Genomic DNA, 17091 nt, shown 5'->3' on the forward strand with positions numbered 1-17091 from the left:
GGCCGCGAAGATTTTGGTGCGCGGGAGGGTGACGGGGACGCGATCACCAGCGCAGCGACATGCAGCTGAGCCCCGCATCGATGCGCGCGATCTGAGTCGTCGGGAGCGGGCGGATGGAAAGGCCGCGCGCTTCGAGCAGGGCGCGGGTCGCGGTCCAGCGGTCGCCGACGAGGATGGTGTCGCCCACACGCAGCAGGTTGGCGGCCTCCTCTTCGCCGGGCGGCGTGACGACGACCTCGAGCCCGGCGAACTGCGGGCAGTCGGCGAGTGCGGGGACCGCGAAGATGGTGCCGGTGTCGATCAGCCCGCAGCCGGTCTTGAAATGAAGCACGACGGGCGGGGTGCCGGCGATTTCGGTCTTGTAACCCAGTTCGGCGAGCAGGGCGGCGAGTTGTTCGGCGCCCGCGCGGTCGGTGCGTGCCGACAGGCCGATCACGACGCGGTCGGCGAGGCGCAGCACGTCGCCGCCGTCGACATGGCCCGAAGTCATTTCGAGCAGGCGGGGGTGCTGCGCGGCGAGGGCTTCGCGGATATGCGCGACCTCGCCCGCGCGGCTGGGGGCGCCGGGGCGGAGCAGGATCGCGCCTTCGGGAAAGGTCAGCGCGACATCCTCGACGAACAGCGCGTCGGGGAAGGCGTCGAGTGGGGGGAGGACGGTGACGGTCAGCCTGAGGTCGCGGAGAGTGGCGAGATGGGCGTCATGCTCGGCAGCGAGGCCGGCGAAATCGGGATCGGGCCCGCCGTCGGCGCGGATGCCGTGGATCGCCGAGGGGGCAGGGGTGCGGACGATGGCGTGGGTGAAGTGATAAGGGGCCGAACTGGTCATACCCCCTCTTATCCGTTTGCGCGGATGCATAAAGCCCCTCCCCTTCAGGGGAGGGGTTGGGGTGGGGGCCTCGAGATAGCGCAAGGTTTCTGGCCCCCACCCGCTGCGACTAGGCGGCAAGCCGCCAAGTCTCGCTGCCCTCCCCTGAAGGGGAGGGCGGAACCTATGCTAGCCCTTCTTCAGATGCCGGCGCCCGAGCAGTTCGGCGATCTGCACCGCGTTGAGCGCCGCGCCCTTGCGGAGGTTGTCCGACACGCACCACAGATTGAGGCCGTTTTCGACCGTCGGGTCCTCGCGGACGCGGCTGACGAAGGTCGCGAAGTCGCCGACGCTCTCGACGGGGGTGATGTAGCCGCCGTCCTCGCGCTTGTCGTGGAGCACGACGCCCGGCGCCTCGCGCAGGATGCGCTGCGCGTCCTCGGCCGACAGTTCCTTCTCCATCTCGATGTTGATCGCCTCGCTATGGCCGACGAAGACGGGGACGCGGACGCAGGTCGCGGTGACCTTGATCTTCGGATCGAGGATCTTCTTGGTCTCGACGACCATCTTCCATTCCTCCTTGGTCGAACCGTCGTCGAGGAATTTGTCGATGTGCGGGATGACGTTGAAGGCGATCTGCTTGGTAAACTTCTGCACGTCCTTTTCGTCGCCGACGAAGATCTGGCGCGTCTGGTTCCACAGCTCGTCCATGCCCGCCTTGCCCGCGCCCGACACCGACTGGTAGGTCGAGACGACGACGCGCTTGATCGTTGCGGCGTCGTGCAGCGGCTTGAGCGCGACGACCATCTGCGCGGTCGAGCAATTGGGGTTCGCGATGATGTTGCGCCTCTTATAGCCGTCGATCGCGTCGGGGTTCACCTCGGGCACGATCAGCGGCACGTCGGGGTCCATGCGGTAAAGCGACGAGTTGTCGATCACCACGCAGCCCGCCGCGGCCGCCTTGGGCGCGTGGATCGCGGTGGCGTCGCTGCCGATCGCGAAGATCGCCATGTCCCAGCCGGCCCAGTCGAAATTCTCGATATTCTGGCACTTCACGGTCTTGCCGGTATCGCCGATCTCGACCTCGTCGCCCTGGCTGCGCGACGAGGCGACCGCGGCCAGCTCGTCATAGGGGAATTCGCGTTCGGCGAGGATGGCGAGCACTTCGCGCCCGACATTGCCCGTCGCGCCGGCGACAACGATACGATAACCCATCTATTCACTCCTCGGTGCAGAACTTGGTTGAAACTCAGACTTTCCAGCGGAAATGGCCGGTCAGCGGATGGTCGAACAGCGCGTCTTCCTCGCGCGCGCCGCGGCCGATATTGTGGATCACAAGCGGGCGCCCCGCCGCGCTGGTTCGGTCCGAGACGATGCCCGTGTGCGGGAAGCGCCCGCCGGTCATCGCGGTAAAGATGTCGCCCGGCCGCCAGTCGGCGGGATCGGCGGAGACGGGAAGCCGCGCGCGCTGGCGCGTCCAATAGGTCGCGAGATTGGGCACGCGGCGGTGGTCGATGTTGCGGTCGGGACGGCGTAGTCCCCAATTCTTCGGATAGGCCCCGAAATCGCCCTTCATGTCGGCATTTACAAGGGCCTGCAGATCGATGCCGAACGCATCGCGATAGGCGCGGATGACGACGTCGGTACACACGCCCTTGGCGCGCGGGACGTCGCCGTTCGGAAAGGGCAGCACCGTATAGGCGGGGTCATAGGCGAGCGTGATGCCGACCTGCCGCCGCGCCGCAGCGACCAGCCGCCCGGCGGTTGTCTCCGCCCACGCCCCGCCCGCGAGGCCGAACGCCCCAAAGCACAGCCCCGCGCCGAGGACGGCGCGCCTTGATGGCTGAGGGGACAGGCACTGATGCATCGGATTTGCGTTGCCCAAATGAAAAACGACCGGTTTCGCGCTTTGGCGGAACCGGTCGTTTTGGAAAGCTGTTTCGGCTTTGGGTTGGAGAAGCTCTCCTTAGCCTTCGCCGGCTTCCGACCGGTAATCGCGGCGTTCCGCAATACGCGCCGATTTACCGGTGCGGCCACGCAGATAGTAAAGCTTCGCACGGCGAACGGCGCCCTTGCGGACGACGGTAATGCTGTCGATGTTCGGCGAGTAGAGCGGGAAGACGCGCTCGACGCCTTCGCCGAACGACATCTTGCGCACGGTGAAGTTGGAGCCCATGCCCTTGTTCGAGCGCGCGATGCACACGCCTTCGAAATTCTGCACGCGGGTGCGTTCGCCTTCGACCACCTTCACGCCGACCTTCAGCGTGTCGCCGGGGCGGAATTCGGGGATCGTCTTGCCGGCCTTGGCGATTTCTTCGGCTTCGATCGTCTGGATGAGGTTCATGTCCTCTAGTCCTTCTTCTTTCGCCGCGCGCCAGAGGCAGGTCGGTCCCGAGCATCGACATGACGCTCCCAAAGGTCCGGCCTGCGTAACCGTGTGATATCCTCCGCCTGTTGTTTCCGCCAGGCGGCGATCTTCGCATGATCCCCCGATCGCAGCACTTCGGGGATCGTGCGCCCTTCCCATGTCACAGGTCGGGTGTAGTGCGGATATTCCAATAAACCGTTCTCGAACGATTCGTCGTCCCCACTGGAAGTGGCGCCCATTACGCCGGGAATCAGCCGAATGCAAGCGTCGAGGAGCATCAGCGCCCCCATCTCGCCGCCCGACAGGATGATGTCGCCCATCGACACCTGTTCGATTGGCCGCGCGTCGAAGATACGTTCGTCGAATCCCTCGAACCGGCCACAGAGGATGATGGCGCCCGGCCCGGCCGCAAGGTCGCGCACGCGGGACTGGGTGACCGGCGTCCCGCGCGGGGTCATGGCGAGGATCGGCAGGTCGGGGTGCGCGGCGGCGGCGTGATCGAGAGCCGCGGCCAATATGTCGGCCTTCAGCACCATGCCCGCGCCGCCGCCCGCCGGGGTGTCGTCGACGGTGCGGTGTTTGTCGGCCGCGAAGTCGCGGATCTGCAGCGGGACGCACGACCACACCCCGGCTTCGAGGGCGCGGCCCGCCATGCTGTGCCCCAGCGGACCGGGGAACATGTCGGGATAGAGGGTCAGGGGGACGGCGGCGAAGGTCAAGGCAGCGTCCAATTCTCGACCACCAAGCCAGGCACATCGGTGAAGTCGGTTTCGTTTGCGGTGACGAGGGCGATGCCTTGGGATAGCGCGTGGGCTGCGATCAGCCGGTCATAGCTTCCCCGTCTGAAGGGCAGCGCTGCGTATGCCTGCGCAGCCTTATAGTCGAAATCGAGCACCCGGACCTCTTCGACGAAGGCTCGAAGCTGATCGAAAGCCGGCGCCTTGCCGCGCGTCGCGCCATGTGCGACCTCGGCATAGGCGATGGCGGAGGTGACAAGGTCGCCCTCGTCGCATTCCCCCGCGCGCGACACCAATCGGGCGTCGAGGTTCATGACAAGCGCGATGATGGCGTTGCTGTCGAGCAGATATTTCACGCGCCCTCATTCCCATCGTCCTTGCCCACCAGCAGGGCACGGTCCTCGAACAGCCTATCCTCAGGCGCGATCAGATGCAGGCCGGTGGCCGATCCCGCCACCTTGGCGATGTTGAATTTGCGTTTGGGTTGATTGGCGGGTTCGTAGGAGAGGAATTGTCCGTCTTCGACGATCAACTCCATTTCGGTTCCCGCCGTCAATCTGGTGCCCGCCGGGATTCGTACCGCCAGCGAATTTCCCGATTTGAAGACCTTTACCTTGTGCCGCGTGTTGTCGGAGGGCTTCAACCAAGGGGCGGAGCCGAAGACCCGATTCAAGGCGAACAGGCGCCTGTCTTCGTTCACTTCATCGCGCTTCGTCATGGCTTGCTCCCGTATATACGTCATGTATATACGAGGCTGATCGTGGTCAAGCCAAGGGCTCCCACAGTTCATCGGGCAGCAGGTGGCGATCCTTGTCCATCTCGGCGTGCAGCCATTCGCGGAAGCGTTCGATCTTGCGCACCCCGATGCGGTTTTCGCGGTGGACGAGGAAATGCGCGCTTCCCGGCTGGTACAGCGTGGCAAAGGGCTGGACGAGACGTCCGGCGTCAAGTTCGGCGCGCCAGAGCAGCGGCGTCATCATCGCGATGCCGTAACCGCCCTGCACCGCGCTCGCTTCCTGCAACTGGCTGTCGAGTTCGATGCCGCGGCGCTGGGGCGGCGGGACGACGTCGACCCCGGCGGCGGCGAGCCAGCCCGCCCACCAGGGGTCGTTCGGCGCGAGCCGTTCGACGCGCAGCAGATCCTCGGGCCGTTCGATGCGGTTGGCATCGCGAAAGGAGGGCGCGCAGATCGGCGTCACATGGCTGCGATAGAGGAAGTCGGCGCGCAGGCCCGGCCAGCGGCCATGGCCGACGCGAATCGCGACGTCGACGTTGGTCGCATCGAAATCGACCAGCTCGTTGCTCATCGACATGCGCACCGCGAGGTCGGGGTAGGCGATCTGGAACCCGCCGATGCGCGCGCTCAGCCAGGCGCCGCCGAAGGTCGTCATCGCGCTGATCGTCAGCACCTCGGCCTCGTCGTTGTCCAGCGCCGCGAAGGCGTCGCCCATGGCGGCGAAGGCCTGGCTGATCGCGGGGAGCAGCCGCTGCCCGGTTTCGGAGAGACGCACCCGCCCCTTTTCGCGGACGAACAACGCGCGGCCGAGCCGGTCCTCCAATTGGCGGACCTGATAGCTGACCGCCGCCTGCGTCATCCCCAGTTCCTGCGCGGCGCGCGAGAAATTCTGCAGACGGCCGACGGCCTCGAAGGTCCGGACGGCGGCAAGGGGCGGCAGCTTGGGCATGGCATTATATAAGCTCAGCTTATGAGAGGGCGCAAAGCTTTTGTTGGCGGCGCGGCACGCGAAGGCGCATCTGACGGGCATCGCAGAGACAGGAGACATTCGATGCAAGACGAACAATGGATGCGCGGCTGGGCCGAAAATCACGAGCGGTTCAGCGCCGATATCGATCGCGGCATCGCCGCGCTGGCGGGCGCCATCGCGCGGCTGCGGCGGCGGCGCGACAGCCGCGACGCCAGCGTGCGCGGACGCCTTGGGCTGGGCTGAAATCTCGAGCCTGGCCAGCCCCTTCGCGCGCCCGGTGGTCCCTCGCCGGGCGCGCGACGTTCGATAGCGGCTGCGGCCCATGAGGAGGCATGGGCGCGACCCCCGAGCCCTATGGCGCCGGTGGCGGCACGGCGCGCAGGCGGAGCGCCTGAATCGTCGCGGGGGTGGTCGGCGCAAGCAGCAGCATGCCGTCGAGCTTGCCCTTTTCGCAGTCGAGGCGGAAGGCCGTCGACATCGCGCCCATCGGCGCGAGCGGCTGTGCATCAGGGCATTCGCCGACCGCGCGCCTGAGCTGCGCGAGTTCGGCGGCCCAGTTTTCCGCCGAACGATCGAGCAGGAAATTCATCGCGAGCCGACCGTCGAGCGGCGCGAGGCTGCCCGCCGCATAAGCGGCGCGCACCGCGACGAAGGCGTCGGCCACTGCGGGCGACACGGGCACCGTCCGGCTTTCGAGCAGGCCCGCCTTGTCCATCGCCACCGCCGTGTCCCAGGCTGGTCCCGACGGCCCGGCATAGGTGCGGTTCGCGAGTGCGAAAATGCCGACGCCATGGTCGGGCATCAGCATCACATGGCTGCCATAGCCGGGATAGCCGCCGCCATGCGCGAGAGTGAGGCCGAGGTCGCAGTCCTGCGCGACGCGCCAGCCCATGCCATAGGCGAGGCTTTGCTTGCAGGCGTCGGCGCCGGTCGATCCGATGCGGTTCGCCACCGACGTGAAATTCAATCCCTGCGCGATTTCGCGCACCGTCGATCTTTTGACCGGCCCGGTGTCGGGATCGTCGCGCGCGGGCCAGGCGGACAGGAGGAACGCGACCCATTTCGCATAATCGTTGGCGCTGACCTGAAGCCCGCCCATCGCGTTGAAGGCGCCGTCGATCATTTCGGGCTCGGGCGACCAGGCTTCGTTTTCCCAGCGATAACCGCGGGCGTAACGCTCCTTCGGCGCTTTGGTCACATCATAGCCGCTAGCGGTCATGCCGAGCGGGGTCAGGATCGTCTGCCGGACATAGTCGGTGTAGGGCATGCCCGACGCGTTGGTCACGATGCGGCCGAGCAGGGCGTAGCCGAAGTTCGAATATTCGTGGCTGCTTTGCGGTACGCGGCTGAAGGGCACGCCCGCCGCGATCATGTTCGTGAAATCCTCCTGCGGCAGCACTTGCTGCCGGTCGCCCCACGGATCGTCGGTGACGAGGCCGCCGACGTGCTGGAGCAGATCGCGGATGCGGATTCGCGGGCTGTCCTTTGTCGGATAGGTCCAGCCCTTCATTTCGGGAATATAGTCCTCGGCGAGGTCGTCGAGGCGGAGCTTGCCGTCGTCGCGCAGCTTCAGGATCGACAGCGCGGTGAAGGCCTTGGTCATCGAGGCGATGCGGAACAGGCTGTCGGGGGTGACGGGGCGCTTCGCGTCGAGGTCCTGCACCCCGACGCCGTTCACATAGGCGAGCTTGCCGTCCTTGACGATGCCATAGACGAGGCCGGGGACATGGGCATCGGCTTGGTAGAGGGCGAATAGCGCGTCGATTTCGGGGGCGAGCTGATCGAAGGTCTGCGGGGCGGCGTCCTGGGCGAAGGCGGGGAGCGGAATGGCCAGCGCGGTCGCCAGCAGAAGAGCCAATCCTGAGCGCATCAAAACCTCCGTTCGTGCTGAGCTTGTCGAAGCACTATTCTCCATGCCGACATAGAGAGGAAGAACGGCCCTTCGACAAGCTCAGGGCGAACGGATTTTGGCGGGACGGATGGTTATTCGACGAAAGCGGCGGCGATGGTCACGCCATCGGCGTCCCATGCGGGAACCGCTTTTGCGGTCATCGGCACCATGAAGCGTTTGCGGTCGGGCTTTTCGATTTCGAGGATGTCGCCGGCGCCGAAATTCTCGACCGCGACGATCGTGCCGATCGCACCGCCGTCGGTCGAGACGCAGGGTAGGCCGATCAGGTCGTGATGATAATATTCGCCCTCGCCCAAAGGCGGCAGCGCCGAGCGCGGGACGGTGAGCAGGGTGCCGCGGAGCGCCTCGGCGGCGCTGCGGTCGGTCACCTCGGCGAAGCTGGCGACCGCGCCCTGGTTGGCGGGGCGGACCGATTTCAGCGTCAGCGTGCGCTCGCCTGCATTCAGGGCGGAGAAGGCGCGGAGGCTCTCCGCGCCTTCTCCGAACAGTTTCAGCCGCACCTCGCCCCGCACCCCATGCGCGCCGGCGATGGCGGCGAGGGTGACGGGGCGGTTCGCGTCGGCCAAGATTTAGCCTTCGGCCTTTTCTTCGGCTTCGGGAGCGACCGGGCCGCCCTCGGCGACTTCCTCGGCGATCGCGGTCGCGTCCTCGGCGGTCGCATCGGCGGGAACTTCGTCGGCGACGGCTTCGGCCACGGCTTCGGCCGTCGCTTCACTCTTCACCGAGCCAGTGGCGTCCGATTCCGCGACTTCGGGAGCGGCGGCTTCTTCGGCGGCGGGCGCCGCTTCGGCCACGACCTCTTCAGCAGGCGATTCTTCGGCCGGTGCTTCGACTTCGGGAGCGGGAGCGGCGGCGGCTTCCTTCGCGGCCTCTTCGGCCTCGGCGATCTTGGCGGCCTTCTCTTCGGCGCGTTCCTTGGCCTTTTCGCCCGGGACAGCCTTGTTCGGGTTGTTGCGCGCGGCGCGTTCCTTGACGCCGGCGGCGTCGAGGAAACGGGCGACGCGGTCGGTCGGCTGCGCGCCGACCGAGATCCAGTGCTTCGCACGCTCGGCGTCGAGCTTCACGCGCTCCGGATTGTCCTTGGCGAGCAGCGGGTTGTAGCTGCCGATGCGCTCGATGAAGCGACCGTCGCGAGGGGACCGCGAATCGGCGACGACGATCTTGTAATAGGGGCGCTTTTTCGAACCGCCGCGCGACAGGCGAATGGAGGTAGCCATGGTGTAAGTCCTTCTTTCTAATTCAAATTCAAGGTCGTTTTTTATTCACTGGATCCCGGCCTGCGCCGGGATGACGGCCTGTCTGGGCCGTCATTTCTTCTTGTTCATCAGATTGGCGAGTTCGGGCGGGATCGCCCCGCCGCCGAGACCGGGCAGGCCGCCGAGGCCGCCGCCGCCGCCCATTCCGGGAATGCCGCCGCCCTTGCCGAACAGCGCGCCGAGGCCTTTCAAGCCGCCCATCTTGCGGATCTTCTTCATCGCGGTGGACATTTCCTGGTGCATCTTGAGCACGCGGTTGACCATCTGGACATTGGTGCCCGAGCCGTTGGCGATGCGGATCTTGCGCTTCGCGGTCAGGATTTCGGGCTTGGCGCGCTCCTTCGGCGTCATCGAGCCCATGATCGCGTCGAAATGGATCAGCATCTTGTCGTCGGCGCCGCCCTGCGCCATCGCGACCTGCGCCTTCTTGATGCCCGGGATCATGCCGGCGAGCGCGCCGAGGCCGCCCATGCGGCGCATCTGGTTGAGCTGGGTGCGCAGGTCGTTGAGGTCGAACTGGCCCTTGGCCATCTTCGCCGCCATCGCCTCGGCCTCTTCGGCCTGGATCGTCTCGGCGGCGCGTTCGACGAGGCTGACGACGTCGCCCATGCCGAGGATGCGGCCCGCGATGCGCGACGGCTGGAAGAGTTCGAGCCCGTCGAGCTTTTCGCCGGTGCCCGCGAACTTGATCGGCTTGCCGGTGACCGCGCGCATCGACAGCGCGGCGCCGCCGCGCGCGTCGCCGTCCATGCGGGTCAGCACGACGCCGGTCAGCGGCACCTGGTCGGTGAAGCGCTGCGCCACCTGCACCGCGTCCTGGCCGGTCAGGCTGTCGACGACGAGCAGGGTTTCGGCCGGGTTTGCCGCGCGCGACACCGCCTGCATCTCGTCCATCAGTTGCTGGTCGACGTGGAGGCGGCCCGCGGTGTCGAGCATCAGCACGTCATAGCCCTGAAGCTTCGCGGCCTGCAGCGCGCGCTGTGCGATCTCGACCGGCTGTTGCCCGGCAATGATCGGCAACGTTGCGACGTCGATCTGTTGGCCGAGAACCGCAAGCTGTTCCTGCGCTGCGGGCCGGTTGACGTCGAGCGACGCCATCAGCACCTTCTTGCGCTCCTTGTCCTTCAGCCGCTTGGCGATCTTCGCGGTCGTCGTCGTCTTGCCCGAACCCTGAAGCCCGACCATCATGATGACGGCGGGGGGAGTGACGGCGAGGTTCAGCTCGGCGGTTTCGGAGCCGAGCATTTCGGTAAGCGCGTCGCTGACGATCTTGACCACCTGCTGCCCCGGGGTAACCGAGCGCAGGACGTTCTGGCCGACCGCGAGTTCGGTGACCTGATCGACGAAGCTGCGCACGACGGGCAGCGCGACGTCGGCCTCGAGCAGGGCGATTCGCACTTCGCGCATCGCGGCGCGCACGTCGGCCTCGGTCAGCGCACCGCGACCGCGGAGCTTTCCGAAAACATCGCCAAGCCGGTTGCTCAGACTATCGAACACAGCCAAATCCTTGCTTTCGACGCCCGCAACGCAAAACACGCCGGTGAGCGAAACCTCGCCAACCAGCGGTATCCGTGGACAGGTTTTCCGTCGCGGATGTCGATATGCCCGGCCGCGAGATGCCGCCGGACGGAGGCGCCTGTACGGGAAATGGGGAGGAAAGGCAAGCGAACGCTCCCCCACACTTAACGCAAATTTCACCGCTTCAGGCGCAGAAGGGCGGCTGACTGTGGGGACATTCGAAATATGGGGACAGCCGTTCCGCCCAAAACACCCGACCGCGCCGAAAGTGCGAAGCGCGATGTCGTCGCCGGGGGCATCGTCGTTGCGGCGATCATCCTGTTCATCGGCACCGGCAGCAGCGTCATGCAATCGGTCGTGCGCGCGCTGTCGGGCATCGGCGGCGGCACCGACCAGGTGCTGGCGGCGACGCTGATCCTGAACATCGCGCTGATCCTGTTCGGCTGGCGCCGCTATAACGATCTGCACCGCGAAATCCGCGAGCGCACCGAAGCCGAACAGCGCGCCCGCTATCTGGCCGATACCGATCCGCTGACCGACTTCCTGAACCGGCGCGCGATGATCGAACAGGGGCAGGCGCTGGTCGCCGAGGCCGCCGCCGGGCATCGCCATGTCGCGCTGTTCCTGCTCGACCTCGACCATTTCAAGACCGTCAACGACATTCACGGCCATGCCGCGGGCGACCGGATGCTGAGGGTCGCCGCCGAACGGATCGCAAGCGTGCTGCCGCCGAGCGCGCTGATGGCGCGGCTGGGCGGCGACGAATTCGTCGCGATGCAGATGTTCGAGCCCAGCGGCACGCCGCATATCGAAGCGCTCGCGGCCGAGCTGGTCACCGTGCTCGAAGAGCCGGTGACGCACGATGCGCAGCAGATCCGCATCGGCGCCTCGATCGGGCTGGCGCTGGCGACGACCGCCGAGGTAACGATGGACACGCTGGTGCGCCAGGCCGACATCGCCATGTATCATTGCAAGGACGAAGGGCGGAACCGCTTCTGCTGGTTCGAGGCCGGCATGGAAATGGCGGTGCAGGTCCGCAACCAGATCGAGACCGGCATCCGCAGCGGCATGCCGCGCGACGAGTTCGTGCCCTTTTTCGAACCGCAGGTCGACATCGCGACGGGTCGGCTCGTCGGCTTCGAAATGCTGATGCGCTGGGATTCGCCCGAGCATGGCATGATCGAGCCCGACCGCTTCATCCCGGTCGCCGAGGATAGCGGGCTGATCGGCGAGCTGTCGCTACGCGTCGTGCGGCACGCGATGGAAATCGCCAAGGGCTGGGACCCGTCGATCACGCTGGCGGTCAACATCTCGCCGCAGCAGCTCAAAGACCCCTGGTTCAGCCAGAAGCTGACCAAGCTGCTGGTCGAGACGGGTTTTCCGGCGAGCCAGCTCGAGGTCGAGATCACCGAAAGTTCGCTGTTCGAGAATTTGCCGCTGGTGCGCTCGATCGTCACCAGCCTGAAGAATCAGGGCGTGTCGCTCTCGCTCGACGATTTCGGCACCGGCTACAGCTCGCTGTCGCACCTGCGCGCGCTGCCGTTCGACCGGATCAAGATTGACAAGAGTTTCATCGCCGCGATGCAGGGCAGCCCCGACGCGCAGGCGATCGTCGTCGCGATCGTGCGGCTGGGCGAAAGCCTGGCCATGCCGATCACCGCCGAAGGCGTCGAGGACGAGGCGACCGCGATCGAACTGACGCGGCTCGGTTGCGCCAAGGCGCAGGGCTGGTTCTATGGCAAGCCGGCATCGGCGGCGGTGACGGCAAAGCTGCTCGCGGAACGCGGGCTGCTGCGGACGCCGCTGGTGCTGGACGAAGGCGCCGTGGTCGAGGAAGAGCGGAGGCGATCGGCATAGCTTCTCCCCTCCCTTCTTCAGGGAGGGGTTGGGGGTGGGTTGGCGAGCGCAGCTCGCCGTTCTATTCTCTATCCTATGCATCGCGTGCCGCCCGAGATGACCGAACGCGCGCGCCGATTGCGGCGCGAGTCCACATGCCGGCTGAGCGCAAGTTATGGCGATTGCTATCGAGATATCGGCCCGCCTTCACCCGGCAACTGGTCGTCGGGAATTACATCGTCGATCTGGCGTGCCGCGAGGCGAAGCTGGCGGTCGAACTCGACGGCAGCCAGCATGTCGACCAGCAAGATTATGATGCCGAACGAACGGCCTATCTGGAAGCGAATGGCTGGCGGGTGGTCCGGCTCTGGAACAGCGACGTTCTCGGCAATCCCGAAGGCGCGGCAAAGACCGTGCTGGCGCACGTCGCCGAGTGCCTCGGCGACACCCACCCCCAGCCCCTCCCTTCCAGGGAGGGGAGAGCGAGGAAACCCCGTCGCGCAAGAGCCCCCGCCTCGCTAGACTTCGCCGGTCCGCCGCCCTACATGCGCGGGATATGGCGGATCGCTTCACCAAGATGCACGGGCTGGGCAACGACTTTGTCGTGATCGACGCGCGCGAGGCGCCCGTGGCGATGACCCCGGGGCGCGCGCATGCGATCGCCGACCGGCGTTTCGGCATCGGATGCGACCAGCTGATCCTGCTCGAACCCTCGGCCCATGCCGATGTGAGGATGCGCATCTTCAACGCCGACGGCAGCGAGGTCGAGGCGTGCGGCAATGCGACGCGCTGTGTCGCGACATTGCTCGGCCAGCCCGCGGTGATCGAGACTTTGGGCGGGATGCTGCGCGTCACGCCCGCCGACGGCGGCGCCGAGGTGGTGCTGGGCGAGCCGCAATTCGACTGGGAGCATATTCCGCTCGCGATGCCGATGGACACGCGCGACATGCCCGTCGCGTGGGACGAGCTGGAGCATGGCGCCGCGGTCAATGTCGGCAATCCGCACATCGTCTTCTTCGTGCCCGAGGCCGATGCGGTGGCGCTCGACGAACTGGGGCCGCGGATCGAGACCGACCCGCTGTTCCCCGAGCGCGTCAACGTCAATGTCGCGAGCCTCGACGGCCCCGACCGGCTGCAATTGCGGGTGTGGGAGCGCGGTGTCGGGCTGACGCAGGCTTGCGGCACCGGCGCGTGCGCGACCGCGGTCGCGGCGATCCGCGCCGGCAAGGTCGCCTCGCCGGTGACGGTGTCGCTGCCCGGCGGCGACCTGATCATCCGCTGGGCGCCCGGCGAGCCGATCGTGATGAGCGGCGCCGCGACGCGCGTGTATGAGGGCGAGACCGACTGGGCGCAGTTCGGATGAGCGCCCAAGTTTTGGACGGCCCGGCGGTCGTCAATTTCGGGTGCCGAGCTGAATATCGCCGAGGGCGAGGCGGTCCGCGCCGCAGCGACGGCGGCGGGGGCACGCGACACGATCATCTTCAACAGCTGCGCGGTGACCGACGAGGCGGTGCGGCAGGCACGGCAGGCGGTGCGGCGCGCACTGCGCGAGCGGCCAGGGGCCGAAGTCGTGGTGACCGGGTGCGCGGCGGAGCTGGAACACGATGCCTTCGCGGCGCTGGGTGCGCGGATGGTCAGGAATGACGCCAAGGGGCTGGTCGAGAGCTATGGTCTCGACGTCAAGAACGGTGCTTCGACAAGCTCAGCACAAACGGTTTTTGAAGAGGGCTCACTTCTTCATCCGTTTGCCCTGAGCTTGTCGAAGGGCCGTCTTTCCTACCAGCCCGCCCTGTCGGGCGCCGACCATGCGCGGGCGTTCCTCGGCGTGCAGACGGGCTGTTCGCACAGCTGCACCTTTTGCGCGACGGTGATTGCGCGCGGGAGCGCGCGGTCGGCGACTATCGACGCCGTCACGGACTGCGCGCGCATCGCCCTGGATCGCGGCCAGCGCGAGATCGTGCTGACCGGGGTCGATCTCGCGAGCTATGGCGACGACAGCGGGGCGAGCCTCGCCGCGCTGGTCGAGGCGTTGCTGGCGCTGCCCGTCGAAAGGTTGCGGCTGTCGTCGCTCGATCCAAACCGCATTGACGACGCACTGTTCGCGCTGCTGACCACTGAGCCGCGGGTGATGCCGCATGTCCATCTGTCACTGCAGGCGGGCGACGATATGGTACTGACGCGGATGAAGCGGCGGCATCGCCGGGCTGAGGTGGTCGACCTTGTCGCACGATTGAAGGCGGCGCGGCCCGCGATCGCGATCGGCGCCGACCTGATCGCCGGATTTCCCACCGAGGACGACACCATGTTTGCCAATACGCTGGCCCTGATCGACGAGTGCGACATCGTCTTCGGCCATATCTTTCCCTACAGCGCGCGCGCCGGGACGCCCGCCGCGCGGATGCCGCAGGTCGGGCGCGGCATTGCGCGCGAACGTGCCGCGATGCTGCGCGAGGCCAATGCGCGGCGGCGGCATCAATGGATGGATGCACAAGAGGGCACGACGACCAACATGCTCGTCGAGCGCGACGGGCGGACAGGGCATGGCGAGAATTTCGCCAGCCTCGCGCTGACCGCGGCCGCTGCCCCCGGAAGCATCGTCCCGGTGCGGATCGGCGCGCGCGACGGCGACCGCCTGGCGGCGGAACTGGCGCAATGAGCGGCGCGAGCTGGAGCGAGCGGCTGTTCGGCGGCCTTCGCCGCACATCGGAACGGCTGGGCGAGAATCTCGCCGGGCTGACAGGCAAGGCGCGGCTCGACGAGGAGGACCTCGACCGCATCGAGGAGGCGCTGATCACCGCCGACCTGGGGCCGGCGATGGCGGCGCGCATTCGCGACCGGCTTGCCGCGCGGCGCGATGCTGTGGCGAGCGGGACCGAGGAATTGCGCAAGATCGTCGCCGACGAAATCGCCGCGGTGCTGCGCCCGGTCGCCGAGCCGCTGGAGATCGACGCCTTCCCGCGCCCGCAGGTCATCCTCGTCATCGGCGTCAACGGGTCGGGCAAGACCACCACCATCGCCAAGCTCGCGCATCTGTTCCAGGAGCAGGATTATGGCGTGATGCTGGTCGCAGGCGACACCTTCCGCGCCGCCGCGATCGGCCAATTGAAGGTCTGGGCCGAGCGGCTGGGGGTGCCGATCATGGCGGGGCCCGAGGGCGGCGACGCGGCGGGGATCGTGTTCGACGCGGTGAAGCAGGCGACCGCGACCGGCATTGACGTGCTGATCGTCGACACCGCCGGGCGGCTGCAGAACAAGCGCGAGCTGATGGACGAGCTCGAGAAGATCAAGCGCGTGCTCGGCCGGCTCAACCCCGCGGCGCCGCACGACGTCGTGCTGGTGCTCGACGCGACCACGGGGCAGAATGCGCTGTCGCAGATCGACGTGTTCCGCGAGGTCGCGGGGGTCACCGGACTCGTCATGACCAAGCTCGACGGCACCGCGCGCGGCGGCGTGCTCGTCGCCGCGGCCGAGCGCCACGGGTTGCCCATCCATGCGATCGGCATCGGTGAAACCATCGACGACCTTCGCCCGTTCGATGCCGACGAGATCGCGGGCATCATTGCCGGAAATATCAGATGAACGACCAGATTGATCAACTTCCGGGTGGCCCCGAAGCCGTCCCCGCGCCGCCGCCCGCCAAACACGGCTGGCTGAATTTCGCGATCGATTTCGGGCCGCTGCTGGTCTTTTTCCTGACCTATAAATTCACCTCGGGCGGCCAGGGCGCGTTCGCGGCGACGACGGCGGCGATCAAGGGCACGGTCGCCTTCATGGTCGCGATCGTCATCGCGATGGCCGTGTCGAAATGGAAGCTCGGCAGGATTTCGCCGATGCTGTGGCTGTCGAGCATCCTCGTCATCGGCTTCGGCGCGCTGACCGTCTATCTCCATGACACGCGCTTCATCGTGATGAAGCCGACGATCATCTATGCCGCCTTTGCCGCGCTGCTGCTCGGCGGCTGGGCGGCGGGGCGGCCGATGCTGAAATATCTGCTCCAGTCGGCGCTCGACGGGATCACCCAGCGCGGCTGGATGCTGCTGTCGCGCAACTGGGGGCTGTTCTTCGCCGCGCTCGGCGTGGCGAACCATGTGATGTACGAACTGATCCAGGCGAAGCAGATGAGCTTCGACCTGTGGCTGACGATCAAGGTGTGGGGCATCACCGCCCTCTCCTTCCTGTTCACGCTGACGCAGTTGCCGGTGATGATGAAGAACGGGCTCGCGCTGCCCGAAGAGCCCGCAACCGACAAAAGTTGAACCCTCCCTCCGTCGCTGGCATAGCTGCGCGCGGGCACCGGGTCGCGCCGCGCCCCACAACAAGCGAGGGGGAACTGCCATGGACAAGTTTTTCGGTAATCTGCACGCCGTGCTGGGCGCGGGGCTGGTGCTCGCGATCATCCTGATGCTCGGCCTCAACGGCCAGAATTTCGACGACGGCATCGCGGCGGGCAATGCGATCATGCGCTGGCTGCACACTTTCTTCGGCGTGCTGTGGATCGGGCTGCTCTATTATTTCAATTTCGTCCAGATCCCGACCTTGCCCAAGATTCCGGCCGAGCTGAAACCCGGCGTGTCGAAGCATATCGCGCCCGCCGCGCTTTTCTGGTTCCGCTGGGCGGCGGCGATCACCGTGCTGCTGGGCCTCGGCATCGCCTTCCACGCCAAATATGCGCTTCCGGCGCTCGGCTTTCAGGACCCGTACAAGCTGATCGGCGCGGGCATGTGGCTGGGGCTGATCATGGCGTTCAACGTGTGGTTCGTGATCTGGCCGAACCAGAAGAAGGCGCTGGGCCTGGTCGAGGCCGACGATGCGACCAAGGCGAAGGCGGCGAAAACCGCGATGATCTTTTCGCGGACCAACACCCTGCTGTCGATCCCGATGCTCTATGCGATGGTGAATTTCAGCTGAGGATCAATTCCCCTCCCGCTTGCGGGAGGGGCTGGGGGAGGGCAT

The 17091-nt window shown here is 66.6% G+C and carries 19 protein-coding genes and 1 pseudogene; 8 read left to right on the top strand and 12 right to left on the bottom strand.

The genetic code is table 11. From position 1 onward, the window contains the following. Positions 1-43: 43 nt before the first annotated feature. From N0A20_RS18605 to N0A20_RS18640, 8 genes are all read right to left on the bottom strand, one after another. Entirely contained in the window at positions 44-826 is a 783-nt protein-coding gene (locus N0A20_RS18605; RefSeq protein WP_260581767.1) for a dimethylarginine dimethylaminohydrolase family protein, read from the bottom strand. A gap of 168 nt (positions 827-994) precedes the next feature. Further along, positions 995-2020: an aspartate-semialdehyde dehydrogenase gene (locus N0A20_RS18610; RefSeq protein ID WP_260581768.1), complete on the bottom strand. Its 1026-nt coding sequence runs from the start codon at positions 2018-2020 to the stop codon at positions 995-997. 34 nt (positions 2021-2054) lie between these two features. Next, complete coding sequence (locus tag N0A20_RS18615) at positions 2055-2672, bottom strand: DUF1287 domain-containing protein (protein WP_260581769.1); 618 nt, start codon at positions 2670-2672, stop codon at positions 2055-2057. A gap of 99 nt (positions 2673-2771) precedes the next feature. Beyond that, positions 2772-3149, bottom strand: a complete 378-nt coding sequence (rplS, locus tag N0A20_RS18620; protein WP_058455038.1) for a 50S ribosomal protein L19 — start codon at positions 3147-3149, stop codon at positions 2772-2774. A gap of 5 nt (positions 3150-3154) precedes the next feature. Continuing rightward, positions 3155-3892: a tRNA (guanosine(37)-N1)-methyltransferase TrmD gene (gene trmD / locus N0A20_RS18625; RefSeq protein WP_260581770.1), complete on the bottom strand. Its 738-nt coding sequence runs from the start codon at positions 3890-3892 to the stop codon at positions 3155-3157. Continuing rightward, positions 3889-4266: a type II toxin-antitoxin system VapC family toxin gene (locus tag N0A20_RS18630; protein WP_260581771.1), complete on the bottom strand. Its 378-nt coding sequence runs from the start codon at positions 4264-4266 to the stop codon at positions 3889-3891. Before N0A20_RS18630 ends, trmD begins: the two co-directional genes overlap by 4 nt. Next, a complete protein-coding gene (locus N0A20_RS18635; protein ID WP_260581772.1) occupies positions 4263-4628 on the bottom strand; it encodes an AbrB/MazE/SpoVT family DNA-binding domain-containing protein in 366 nt (121 codons plus the stop codon). Before N0A20_RS18635 ends, N0A20_RS18630 begins: the two co-directional genes overlap by 4 nt. 46 nt (positions 4629-4674) lie before the next feature. After that, positions 4675-5595, bottom strand: coding sequence for a LysR substrate-binding domain-containing protein (locus tag N0A20_RS18640; protein WP_260581773.1), 921 nt, complete (start codon positions 5593-5595; stop codon positions 4675-4677). 102 nt (positions 5596-5697) lie between these two features. On the opposite strand from N0A20_RS18640, the gene N0A20_RS18645 reads away from it, so the two are divergent. Beyond that, positions 5698-5859, top strand: coding sequence for a hypothetical protein (locus N0A20_RS18645; RefSeq protein WP_260581774.1), 162 nt, complete (start codon positions 5698-5700; stop codon positions 5857-5859). Positions 5860-5968: 109 nt separating this feature from the next. On the opposite strand, the gene N0A20_RS18650 is transcribed toward N0A20_RS18645, so the two are convergent. The 4 genes and pseudogenes from N0A20_RS18650 to ffh all read right to left on the bottom strand — a co-directional run bounded on the left by N0A20_RS18650 (position 5969) and on the right by ffh (position 10281). Continuing rightward, positions 5969-7486: a serine hydrolase domain-containing protein gene (locus N0A20_RS18650; RefSeq protein WP_260581775.1), complete on the bottom strand. Its 1518-nt coding sequence runs from the start codon at positions 7484-7486 to the stop codon at positions 5969-5971. 113 nt (positions 7487-7599) lie between these two features. Then, the gene (gene rimM, locus N0A20_RS18655) at positions 7600-8094 is read right to left on the bottom strand and encodes a ribosome maturation factor RimM (RefSeq protein ID WP_260581776.1); all 495 of its coding nucleotides are present in this window, start codon (positions 8092-8094) and stop codon (positions 7600-7602) included. A gap of 171 nt (positions 8095-8265) precedes the next feature. Then, positions 8266-8745, bottom strand: a pseudogene (rpsP, locus tag N0A20_RS18660) (30S ribosomal protein S16); the annotation flags it as partial. 90 nt (positions 8746-8835) lie between these two features. After that, entirely contained in the window at positions 8836-10281 is a 1446-nt protein-coding gene (ffh, locus tag N0A20_RS18665; protein ID WP_260581777.1) for a signal recognition particle protein, read from the bottom strand. 246 nt (positions 10282-10527) lie between these two features. Between ffh and N0A20_RS18670 the strand changes: the two genes are divergently transcribed. The 7 genes from N0A20_RS18670 (at position 10528) to N0A20_RS18700 (ending at position 17046) form a co-directional block, all read left to right on the top strand. Continuing rightward, positions 10528-12159, top strand: coding sequence for a bifunctional diguanylate cyclase/phosphodiesterase (locus N0A20_RS18670; RefSeq protein ID WP_260581778.1), 1632 nt, complete (start codon positions 10528-10530; stop codon positions 12157-12159). Positions 12160-12293: 134 nt separating this feature from the next. Next, positions 12294-12746 (top strand): endonuclease domain-containing protein, encoded by a 453-nt coding sequence (locus N0A20_RS18675; RefSeq protein ID WP_312846571.1) that lies wholly within the window; start codon positions 12294-12296, stop codon positions 12744-12746. Then, the gene (gene dapF / locus N0A20_RS18680) at positions 12695-13501 is read left to right on the top strand and encodes a diaminopimelate epimerase (RefSeq protein WP_260581779.1); all 807 of its coding nucleotides are present in this window, start codon (positions 12695-12697) and stop codon (positions 13499-13501) included. The genes N0A20_RS18675 and dapF overlap by 52 nt, the downstream gene beginning before the upstream one ends. A 132-nt stretch (positions 13502-13633) precedes the next feature. Beyond that, entirely contained in the window at positions 13634-14794 is a 1161-nt protein-coding gene (locus tag N0A20_RS18685) for a radical SAM protein (protein ID WP_260581780.1), read from the top strand. Continuing rightward, positions 14791-15717 carry a signal recognition particle-docking protein FtsY gene (ftsY, locus tag N0A20_RS18690; RefSeq protein ID WP_260581781.1) on the top strand — a complete coding sequence of 309 codons (927 nt, stop codon included), beginning with the start codon at positions 14791-14793 and terminating at the stop codon, positions 15715-15717. The genes N0A20_RS18685 and ftsY overlap by 4 nt, the downstream gene beginning before the upstream one ends. Further along, the gene (locus tag N0A20_RS18695; RefSeq protein ID WP_260581782.1) at positions 15714-16394 is read left to right on the top strand and encodes an inner membrane-spanning protein YciB; all 681 of its coding nucleotides are present in this window, start codon (positions 15714-15716) and stop codon (positions 16392-16394) included. Before ftsY ends, N0A20_RS18695 begins: the two co-directional genes overlap by 4 nt. A 79-nt stretch (positions 16395-16473) precedes the next feature. Beyond that, positions 16474-17046, top strand: a complete 573-nt coding sequence (locus N0A20_RS18700) for a urate hydroxylase PuuD (RefSeq protein ID WP_260581783.1) — start codon at positions 16474-16476, stop codon at positions 17044-17046. Positions 17047-17091: the final 45 nt, after the last annotated feature.

This window comes from Sphingopyxis sp. PET50, from assembly GCF_025244705.1.
Classification (GTDB): Bacteria; Pseudomonadota; Alphaproteobacteria; order Sphingomonadales; family Sphingomonadaceae; genus Sphingopyxis.